The organism is Streptococcus sp. (assembly GCF_019414905.1).
Classification (GTDB): Bacteria; Bacillota; Bacilli; order Lactobacillales; family Streptococcaceae; genus Streptococcus.
This window is the reverse complement of record NZ_DXLC01000051.1, coordinates 1-1,067: the sequence shown is the minus strand read 5'-3', so window position 1 is coordinate 1,067 and position 1,067 is coordinate 1. Positions and strand designations below refer to the sequence as shown.

At 40.8% G+C, this 1,067-nt stretch carries 1 protein-coding gene; it reads left to right on the top strand.

Annotated features, from left to right (window positions below):
* Window positions 1-263: 263 nt before the first annotated feature.
* On the top strand, window positions 264-1,067 hold an 804-nt coding region (locus QZ359_RS01290), incomplete at its 3' end, for a Cof-type HAD-IIB family hydrolase (protein ID WP_293954552.1).

The following is a 1,067-nucleotide window of genomic DNA, read 5'->3' as shown; positions in this document are numbered from 1 at the left end:
CTCCACGTCTAATCAAGTTGATTTGTAAAAAATTAAGGAAAACAGAGGATTTAAGATGAATAACACATTTTTCATCTTAAATCCTCTGTTTTTTTGACCAGCTTGCCAAATATAATTATCTACTTAATTGAATAACGTGTAACCTTTTCTAATAAATGTTCTCCAAATATCCTAAACTGTAAAATCAATTAGTCTCGTTCCTTTTACCATTTTATTTTCTAAAATATGCTATAATAATACCAAAAGATAAAGAAGGAAGTCTTATGATTAAACTACTAGCCTTGGATATGGACGGAACCCTCCTCAATGAAGCCAAGGAAATCCCACAAGCCCACATTACTGCCATTCACCAAGCTATCGAAAAAGGGGTCAAACTGGTACTTTGTACGGGTCGTCCCCTTTTCGGTGTCCTCCCCTACTATCAAAAACTGGGGCTTGACATCCAGAATGAGTATGTGATTGTTAACAACGGTTGCTCAACTCACCAGACAAGTGACTGGGGACTAGTTGACTGGCAAGAACTTAGTCCAGCAGACATCGAATACCTCTATGACCTAGCTGAAAAAAGTGATGTTCAGTTGACTCTTTTTGATGAGGAACATTATTTTGTCCTCGGTGGTAAGCCTACTGAAATCGTTCAAAATGATGCCAAGCTAGTCTTTTCAGACCTGACTGAAATTTCTCTTGAGGAAGCGACTAGTGGCAAGTACCGGATGTTCCAAGGGATGTTTTTGGGGACAGAGAGTCAAACAGACGATTTTGAAGAGCGTTTTGCTACAGAACTCTGCCAACGATTTAGTGGAGTTCGTTCGCAGCCTGTTATTTATGAAGCCATGCCACTGGGAACGACAAAGGCTACCGCTCTTTCTCGACTAGCTGAGATTTTGCAGATTGAACCATCAGAAATTATGGCCATGGGTGATGCCAATAACGATATCGAAATGCTCCAGTTTGCAGGCCTTGGGATTGCAATGGGAAATGCCAGCGATTATGTCAAATCCCTAGCTGATGACGTTACAGCAAGCAACGAAGAAGACGGCGTTGCGCGTGCCATTGAGAAATATATT